We start from the raw sequence: 8,541 nt of genomic DNA, 5'->3' as shown, positions 1-8,541 counted from the left end.
TCCTTCTCGTCCGACCGGCCGCCTTTCGTCTCCGTGGGCCGCTACGCCTTGCGCGGAGTCGGCAAGCCGCAGGAATTGTTCACGCTCGACCCCTACGCCTGAGGGGCAACCTGCGCGTACGGCGCTTGCTTTCGATGCGAAACGGTTGAACTCTTGAGAGACGGGAGGCCGGAGGGGGAGGGGACGCGGATTTCATCGCCTCGTTTTTTCATGTCGTCGACGGACGGCTCTCCGCAATTTGATCAGGAGTGCTTGCAATGGCGAACGATCGGACTTTCGAAATCGGTTTTGTTATGGCGGGAGCAATTTCCGCCGGGGCGTACACGGCGGGCGTGATGGATTTCATTTTCGAAGCGCTCGACGCCTACGAAAGCGCGAAGTCCAGTCCCGGCTGGGACGGCCCGACCCACGACGTGCGCGTCCCGGTCATGGCGGGCGCCTCAGCGGGCGGAATGACGTCCGCGATCTCGGCGCTGCACGCCTACTACGATCTCAAGCACGTATGGCCCGGCGCGGCTCCGCCCTCGCCCGAGCGTAATCGCCTCTATTCGAGCTGGGTCACCGACATTTCGCTCGACGCGCTGCTCGCGACGACCGATCTCGAGGGCGGCCGGGAGGCGGGGGGTGTGCTGTCGCTCCTGTGCTGCGACATCCTCGATCAGATCGTCGATTCCGCCTTCGTCCTTGGTGGCTCCGTCCGGCAGCGGAACTGGGTCGGGCGCGACAACGACCGGACCCTGCGGGTGATGCTGACGCTGACAAACGTGCGCGGCGTGCCCTATTCGTTTGCCGTCTTCGGCGCCAACTCGGACGAACGGCTCGGCATGCTCAATCACGCCGACTACTACGACTTCGCGGTCGGCACCGCGAACGCCGCGGGCGGGACGCTCGCCCTGAACGTCGAGGACTTCGCCAACCCGGCCTGGACCCGGTACAAGACCGCAGCCCTCGCCACCGGCGCATTCCCCGTCGGCTTGCGACCGCGCATCATCGAGCGGTCCGACGAGACCTGGTATTCCTTCGCCGGCTGCGTCGGCTACGAGGACGCGACAAAAGACTGCTTCGTCCCGATCGCGCCGGACAGCTCGTTCACCGGCGAAGCCCCGTATCGCTTCGCCACGGTCGACGGCGGCACGATCGACAACGAGCCCCTCGAACTGGCGCGCCGCTATCTCGCCGGGCGCGACCTGCACAACCCCAGGGACGGCCAGGCCGCGAACAAGGCCGTCGTTCTCGTCGCGCCGTTCCCTAACTTCGAGACCGCGCCTCCATTCAGCGACGCGCTGCGCCTCATCGACCTTCTGCCGCGGGTGGGGTCGGCGCTTATCGATCAGGCGCGGTTCAAACCCGACGAGCTCGAGCTGGCGGCGAACGACACCGTCTTCTCCCGCTTCATGATCTCGCCCATCCGCAACGGCAACGGCAGCGACGCCGCGCGCAAGTATCCGATCGCCTGCGGCGTCATGGGAGGATTCGGCGGCTTCATCGACCAATCGTTCCGCAGGCACGACTACCTGCTCGGGCGCCGCAACGCGCAGGCGTTCCTGCGCTGGAATTTCGCCCTCCCGGATTCGAACCCGATGTTCGACGGCCAGCGGATCAACGCCGAGCGCTGGCGGGTGCGGAACGCCGAAGGCGAGGCCGGCTCCCTCGACCTCGCCGGAGACCGTGCGCTGAAGCCGAAGATGTTTTCGCCCAAGGTCGCCGGCGGCGTCCCGCGTCCCGGCCTCCCGATCATTCCGCTCGTCGACGACCTCTGCAAGCCGATCGAGATCGGAGCCGCCGACTTGCCCAGGCCGCGCGAGGTTCCGCTCGCCGCTCTGAAAGAGCAGATTCGCGCCCGCGCCAAAAAGGTGATCGGGACGCTCCTCGAAGTGGACCTGCACAAGGAGGTCAGCTCGATCGCGCCGATCGGCGTCGGACTGGCGACCGAGGCCGTGACCGATTTCGCCGCCCATGTCGCGACGGAAAAAGCCTTCGCGGTTGTGCAGAACGCCGTCAACGAGGTCGCGGCCGCCTTCGCCTAAGGTCGGGCGGCGGCGTCGGAAGCCGCGCAAGGCCGGGCCGGGCGGCGGCTTGACGGCGCGATCGGCCGGTCGGATACGACCGGGCGATGAGTCCACCCTCGCCACCGATCCTGTCGGTCGAAAACCTCGGTAAGTCCTTCGGCCCGCTGCAGGCTGTGGACGGGGTATCCTTCCATGTCTCGCGCGGCGAGATTGTCGGACTGCTCGGCCCCAACGGCGCCGGCAAGACGACGACGATCAACATGATCCTCGGCGTCCTCGCGCCGAGTTCGGGCCGGATCGCCATCGAGGGCGTCGATTTGCGCGCCGATCGCAGCAAGGCGCTGGCCGGCGCCAATTTCGCGGCCGTCTATGCGCCGTTGCCGGGCAACCTGACCGTCGAGCAGAATCTGCGCGTCTTCGCCAAACTCTACGACGTCGACCGGATCGACGAACGGATCGAGGCGTTGCTGGCGACTTACGACCTCTTGAAATACCGCCGCTCCAAGGCGGGCGTGCTGTCGTCGGGGGAGCAGACGCGCCTCTCGCTCGCCAAGGCGATGCTCAACCGTCCGCGCCTCCTTCTGCTCGATGAGCCGACCGCCTCGATCGACCCGTCCGCCGCCCGCGACATTCGCGCCGGCATTGCGGGACTGGTCGAGTGCGGGCATTGCGGCGTCTTGTGGACGAGCCACAACATGTTCGAGGTCGAGGCCGTCTGCGACCGCGTGCTGTTCCTGTCGCACGGCCGGATCGTGCTCGAAGGCGACCCGAAGCGGCTGCCCGGCGAGCATGGCGTCGCGACGCTCGACGACCTGTTCGTCTCCGTCGCCCATGAAGACTTGGCGGCGGGAGGCGCGGAATGAACCGCTCGCGCGTCAGCGCGATCGTTCTGCGCATCCTCTATCTTTATCGTGGCAGCCCGCAGCGGGTGTTCCCGATCTTCATCTGGGTCGCAGTCGACATCTTGCTGTGGGGCTTTCTCACCCGCTACCTCAACTCGGTGTCGCAATCGGGGGTCAATTTCGTGCCTGCGCTGCTCGGCGCGGTCCTTCTGTGGGACTTCCTGACCCGGGTCATGCAGGGCGTGACCATGGCCTTTTTCGAGGACGTGTGGTCGCGCAACTTCCTCAACCTGTTCGCCACGCCCTTGCGCATTTCCGAATACCTGGCCGGCCTCGTCATCGCCGCGATCGGCGCGAGCTCTCTGAGCCTCGTCGTGATGATCGTCTTCGCCCGGGTTGCGTTCGGACTCTCGTTCCTGACTTATGGCGTTGCGCTCGCGCCGTTCGTCGGGGTTCTTTTTCTGACTGGAATCGCCATGGGTGTCGCCGCCGCGGGGCTCGTGCTGCGCCTCGGCCCGGCGTCGGAATGGCTCATTTGGCCGATCCCGATGATCGTCTCGCCCTTCGCCGGGGTGTTCTATCCGGTCGCGGTCCTGCCCGGCTGGATGCGGGCGATCGCGGCGATTCTGCCGCCGTCCTATGTATTCGAGGGCATGCGCGCGGTGGTGGCTGGCCAGCCCGCGCCCTGGATGGCGCTGTTCGGGGGGGCTGCGCTCGCGCTCGCCTATCTCGTTCTCGCGTGCCTCTTCTTTGCGACGGTCTACAAGATCGCCATCCGCACCGGACTCATCGCCCGCTACAGCGCCGAGTCGGTAAGTTGACCTGTATCATGGGCGTCGGCTTCGCGTCGTCGTAGGAAACGGGGCGAACCGGTCGATGAAGTGGAGGCGGAAAGTGAGCGACGAGACCCTGGCCCCGGGCGCGCGGGTCGCGCCCTTGCCCGCGGATCGTCTCTATCGCGCCTGCGACCTCGCCGGCTTGAGCTTCTCTGACACGGCCGATCTCGAGCCGATCGACGGCATGCTCGGGCAGTCGCGCGCCCTCGGCGCTGTCGAGTTCGCCGCCAGCGTGGACAAGGCTGGCTTCAATCTCGTGGCGATCGGCGGGGCCGGCGGCGGCATGCGCGAGGCGGTCAAGGCCTTGCTGGCCGAGGATGCGGCCAAGCGGCCGAGCCCGCCGGATTGGGTTTATGTGAACAATTTCGCCCGACCCGACCGTCCCGTCGCGATCGAACTGCCCCCTGGGCGCGCCATAGGCTTCCAGGAGGCGATGCGCAAACTGATCGAGGACCTGAAGACGACCGCGCCCGCGGCGTTCCAGAGCGAGGACTACCAGACCCGGCGCAGCGCGATCGACGAGGCGTTCCAGAAGATACAATTCGAGGCGTTCACCGCCCTGCGTCATAAGGCGGCGGAGCGGTCGATCCTACTCCTGCGCACGCCGGTCGGGTTCGCCCTGGCGCCGTCGGAAAACAGCGAAGTCGTGCCGCCGGATCAGTTCAGCGGCTGGCCGGAGACGCGGAGAGAGGCGATGCAGGCCGAGATCGCGGCGCTGGAAAAGGAGCTCGAGCACATCGTCCGCCAGGTTCCGCTGTGGGACAAGCAGCGGCGCGACGCCGTCCGCGTCCTCAACCGCGAGACGGCGAAATTCGCGGTCGACCATCTGATCGAGGACGCGCGCGCGGCCTTCGCCGACCTCCCCCGGGTCGCCCAGCAGATCGAGGCGGTGCGGGCCGATCTCATCGAGACCGTGCCGGCGCTGGCCGCCAAGGGCGAGGGCGGCGAGGGCGAGGCGGCCGATCCCGCTCGCGCCGTGGTGTTCGAACGCTACGACGTCAATGCGTTCGTCGCCCAGAACGGCGCGACCGGAGCACCTTTGGCCGAGGAGCTCCATCCGACGCTCGGCAATCTCATCGGCCGCATCGACTATGTCTCGACCCATGGCGTGCTGGTGACGAATTTCATGTTGGTCAAGGCGGGCGCCATCCACAGAGCAGGCGGCGGCTATCTCATGCTCGACCTGCGCGCGCTGTTGATGGAGCCGTTCAGCTGGCCTGCGCTGAAGCGCACTTTGAAGAGGGGGCAGATCGCGATCGAGGACGTCGGACGATTTCTTGGCCTGACCAACACGGTGACGCTGGAGCCCGATCCGATTCCGCTCAATGTGAAATTCGTGCTGTTCAGCGACCGGCTGCTTTACTTTTTGCTCTGCGCTTACGACCCGGACTTCGGCGAGCACTTCAAGGTTTTGGCCGATTTCGAGGACGATTTCGCCCGAACGCCCGAGAACGAGGCCGCTTTCGTCCGCCTGACGGCCTCCATCGCTCGCCGCGACGGGTTGAAACCGCTCGACCGCGCCGCGGCGGCTCGGGTCGTCGAGCACGCCGCCCGGCTTGCCGACCATTCCGGGAAGCTGTCGCTGCGCGTGGCGGAGCTGCGCGAGGCGCTGATCGAGGCGGATTTTTGCGCGGGCCGGGCTGGCCGCAGTGTGATCGCGCGCGAGGACGTCGAGCGTGCGCTTCAGGCGCGCGTCCGCCGCGCCTCGCGCATCCGGGACCGGTCGAGGGAGTCGATCCTCGAGCGCGTCGCGCTGATCGACACCGAGGGCGCGCGGGTCGGACAAGTCAACGGCCTGAGCGTGATCGAGATCGGCGGATTCGCCTGGGGCCGGCCGACCCGGATCACCTGCCAGACCCGCCCGGGCGGCGGCAAGGTTGTCGACATCGAGCGCGAGGTGGAGCTCGGCGGACCGATCCACTCCAAAGGCGTGCTGATCCTGAGCGGCTTCCTCGCCGGGCGCTATGCGCTCGACGCGCCGATGTCCCTTTTCGCGAGCCTTGTTTTCGAGCAGTCCTACGGTGGGGTCGAGGGCGACAGCGCCTCTTCGGCCGAGCTTTACGCGCTGCTGTCTTCGCTCGCCGAAGCGCCTTTGCGGCAGGACCTCGCCGTCACGGGCTCGGTCAACCAGCTCGGCGTCATCCAGGCGATCGGCGGCGTCAATGAAAAGATCGAGGGCTTCTTCGACATCTGCTCGGCCCGCGGCTTGACGGGCAGACAGGGGGTGCTGATCCCGGCGGCCAACGTTCAGCATCTGATGCTGAGGGAGGACGTCGTCAGCGCCTGCACCGAGGGGCGCTTCGGCGTCTATCCGATCGCGACGGTCGACGAGGGGATCGCGCTGCTCGCCGGCCTCGAGGCGGGCGTGCGGCACGCCGACGGCGCCTTTCCGCCGGGCAGCGTCAACCGCAGGGTCGAGGACCGGTTACGGGCCTTTGCCGACATCCGCCGGAGTTTTGGCAAGGAGAGCGGCCCCGAGGCGCGCCCCGACGGCCGGCCATGACTTTGCAGCCGCTCGGCTTCAAGCGCCTGGTGCTCGGGCTGCAACCGGGCGCGACGAGTCGCGCGGCGGAGTTGGCGGCCGGCTTCGCCGACCTGTTCGGAGTCGAACTGCTGCGGCTGTTCATCGACGATCTCGACTTGCGCCATCTCGCCGCGATGCCGGCGGCGCGGGCGATTCGCGCGTCCGGCGGCTGGACAGGGCTGGAGTCGACAATTGACGGGTTCGACGCGGCGGCCCGTATCGCGGAGCGACAATTCGCCGCAGCGGCGTGGCGGCTGGCTCGGCGGCGCTTCGAGATCGTCCGCGCGGCGGCGGCGCAAGCGGTGGCTTCGGCCGCCCGGGCGGAGGACATCGTCGCGATCGTGCCGCCGGAGGCCGGCGCCGACCGCGCGGCGGAACCTTTCGCCTCGCTGATCGCTGCGGCCTTTCGTTCGGCCGCGGCTGTGCTGCTCGCGCCCCTTTCTCCGGTGCGGGCCTCAGGCCCGGTTGTCGCCCTCGCTGCCGCCCCCGACGATCCGAGCGTGGACGTGGCGGGAGCGATCGCCAACGTCGCCGGGGAACGGCTGATCGTCGTCGACATTCGCGCCCTTTCGGGCCGCGCCTTGCGCGTCGAACGCACCCGGGACGCCCGACGCAGCGTCGAGCGAGGGCCGCTCGATTACGCGTCCGACGCTGCGCCGCACATCCCTGCCGGGCTCACCGAGCGACTGATCGTCCTCACCCGCGGCGCCATCCGCGACGACCTGACTCTCGCGACCGCCCTTGCGCGCGGCGTCCCGGTGCTCAGTCTGGGTTCCCGCCAGACGGGGTGATGGGGACCAGGATCGGCGCTACTGGGCGCCGTGCAGGCTGGCGATGTAGGCCGCGAGGGCGTCGATCTGCTGCTCGCTGAGTTCGGGGGCGGGCATCGCGTTGGGATGTCTCACGTCGGAATGGGTCCCGCGCAGGAAATCTCGCAGCGCGTCACGCGAGGCGTGTGCGCCCTTCGCGATGTCGACGAATGCCGGTCCGACCTGCTGCGACACCACGTGGCATCTGCCGCACAGCCGGTCGGCCAACGCCTCGCCGTCCTTGACCTCGTCGGCGAGAGCTGGGGCGACGAGCGTCGCGGCGAAGGCAAGCGCGGCGACGAAGGCGCGGCCTGGTTTCGAATTTGCAGTCCTGCGGATCATGATGACTTTCCTTGCGCCGACAGCGCCCTTTCCTTTCGATCTTCGGCCGTAGACGACGCCCGGGCCGCCGCTCAGCCGAGCCAGCGGATTTCCGGCGGGGCGCGCCCGACCGGCGGCGGCGCGGCCGCGGGTTTCCCCACAATGATCGGAGCGATTTGCACCCAACCGGCGGGCGCCCCGATGGCGGCCTTGCCGTCCGCGGTGTTGAGATAGCCCTGGGCGAATCCGATCCAGCAGGTCCCCAGCCCTTCGGAATAGGCCGCAAGCATCAGGTTCTGCGCCGCCATCGCGCAGTCTTCCACGATCCACGCCCCTTCGGCGCGCGCCGAGATCACGACCAACGCCGGCGCGCCGTAGAAGATGTCGAACGCCGGGTCGCTGAGCCGCGGACGGAATCGGTCCGCGTGCTCCGCCGGCATCGTCGTCAGCATGTAGACTTTCGCTTCGCGCGACACCCGTTCGAGCGTCGCCCGATCCCGCACGACCGTGAACGCCCAGGGCTGGGCGTTGACGGCGTTCGGCGCCTGAATCGCCGCGTCGATCAGGCGACGGACCGTCGTCTCGTCGATCGGATCGGCGGCGTAAGCTCGGACGGCGCGGCGACCGAAAAGCGCGTCTCGAACCAGCATGGGTCGGCCTCCGTGGTTGCCTTGTTCGACGACAAGCTAACGCGGCGCGCGCGCCGGTTCATTGAGACTGACCAAAAGGCCCGCTCTTGCGTGACGGGGTCCGGACGGGCATTGTGCCGCGCGAAATCGGGCTGGCCGCTGGAACGGCCGAAAGAGTTGGGGCGCAGAATGCGGATTGTCGGCCTGTTGGGCTTGCTGCTGGCGTTGTCGGGCTGCGCGTCCGAACGGTCTATCGCCTTCATCTATTACCCGAATCATCCGGGGGACCAATTCCCCAAGACCTCGCAATTCGCAGCCGAGGCGCAGAAGGAATGCGGCAGGTACGGCCTCGTCGCCGTCCATGACTGGGAAAGCGTCACCGACTTCCAGAGGGTGAGATCCTTCTGGCGCTGCGTTCCGCGCTGAGCCGCTGAGCGTTCAGCGCCCGTAGGTCAGGCGCAGCGCCTTGGGCTGCCAGCCGGGCGGCGCCGGATAGGGCGCCGCTTCGGCGATTGCGTTCATGACCGCCATGTCGAGATTCGGCGATCCGCTCGAGGTAACGATCTTGCGC

9 protein-coding genes are annotated in these 8,541 nt (G+C 67.8%); 6 read left to right on the top strand and 3 right to left on the bottom strand.

The window, feature by feature from the left end:
* Positions 1-257 precede the first annotated feature (257 nt).
* The 5 genes from ACLP25_RS15090 to ACLP25_RS15070 all read left to right on the top strand — a co-directional run bounded on the left by ACLP25_RS15090 (position 258) and on the right by ACLP25_RS15070 (position 7,002).
* On the top strand, positions 258-2,027 hold the full coding sequence (locus tag ACLP25_RS15090) for a patatin-like phospholipase family protein (protein ID WP_442470004.1): 1,770 nt from the start codon (positions 258-260) through the stop codon (positions 2,025-2,027).
* Positions 2,028-2,113: 86 nt separating this feature from the next.
* Positions 2,114-2,872, top strand: a complete 759-nt coding sequence (locus tag ACLP25_RS15085) for an ABC transporter ATP-binding protein (RefSeq protein WP_442470003.1) — start codon at positions 2,114-2,116, stop codon at positions 2,870-2,872.
* Positions 2,869-3,672, top strand: a complete 804-nt coding sequence (locus tag ACLP25_RS15080) for an ABC transporter permease (protein WP_442470002.1) — start codon at positions 2,869-2,871, stop codon at positions 3,670-3,672. Before ACLP25_RS15085 ends, ACLP25_RS15080 begins: the two co-directional genes overlap by 4 nt.
* Positions 3,673-3,745: 73 nt before the next feature.
* Entirely contained in the window at positions 3,746-6,190 is a 2,445-nt protein-coding gene (locus ACLP25_RS15075) for a Lon protease family protein (RefSeq protein WP_442470001.1), read from the top strand.
* Complete coding sequence (locus ACLP25_RS15070) at positions 6,187-7,002, top strand: hypothetical protein (protein WP_442470000.1); 816 nt, start codon at positions 6,187-6,189, stop codon at positions 7,000-7,002. The genes ACLP25_RS15075 and ACLP25_RS15070 overlap by 4 nt, the downstream gene beginning before the upstream one ends.
* 18 nt (positions 7,003-7,020) lie before the next feature.
* Here the strand turns inward: ACLP25_RS15070 and ACLP25_RS15065 are convergent, their stop codons facing one another.
* Both ACLP25_RS15065 and ACLP25_RS15060 read right to left on the bottom strand, forming a co-directional pair.
* Positions 7,021-7,362, bottom strand: coding sequence for a c-type cytochrome (locus ACLP25_RS15065; protein ID WP_442469999.1), 342 nt, complete (start codon positions 7,360-7,362; stop codon positions 7,021-7,023).
* Between the two features lie 71 nt (positions 7,363-7,433).
* The gene (locus tag ACLP25_RS15060) at positions 7,434-7,991 is read right to left on the bottom strand and encodes a nitroreductase family protein (protein ID WP_442469998.1); all 558 of its coding nucleotides are present in this window, start codon (positions 7,989-7,991) and stop codon (positions 7,434-7,436) included.
* Between the two features lie 168 nt (positions 7,992-8,159).
* Between ACLP25_RS15060 and ACLP25_RS15055 the strand changes: the two genes are divergently transcribed.
* Complete coding sequence (locus ACLP25_RS15055) at positions 8,160-8,396, top strand: hypothetical protein (RefSeq protein ID WP_442469997.1); 237 nt, start codon at positions 8,160-8,162, stop codon at positions 8,394-8,396.
* A gap of 12 nt (positions 8,397-8,408) precedes the next feature.
* On the opposite strand, the gene ACLP25_RS15050 is transcribed toward ACLP25_RS15055, so the two are convergent.
* Positions 8,409-8,534 carry a TonB C-terminal domain-containing protein gene (locus ACLP25_RS15050; RefSeq protein ID WP_442470005.1) on the bottom strand — a complete coding sequence of 42 codons (126 nt, stop codon included), beginning with the start codon at positions 8,532-8,534 and terminating at the stop codon, positions 8,409-8,411.
* Positions 8,535-8,541 lie beyond the last annotated feature (7 nt).

Origin of the sequence: Roseiarcus sp. (genome assembly GCF_052145395.1) — a bacterium.
Classification (GTDB): Bacteria; Pseudomonadota; Alphaproteobacteria; order Rhizobiales; family Beijerinckiaceae; genus Roseiarcus.
This window is presented reverse-complemented; position numbering and strand designations above follow the sequence as displayed.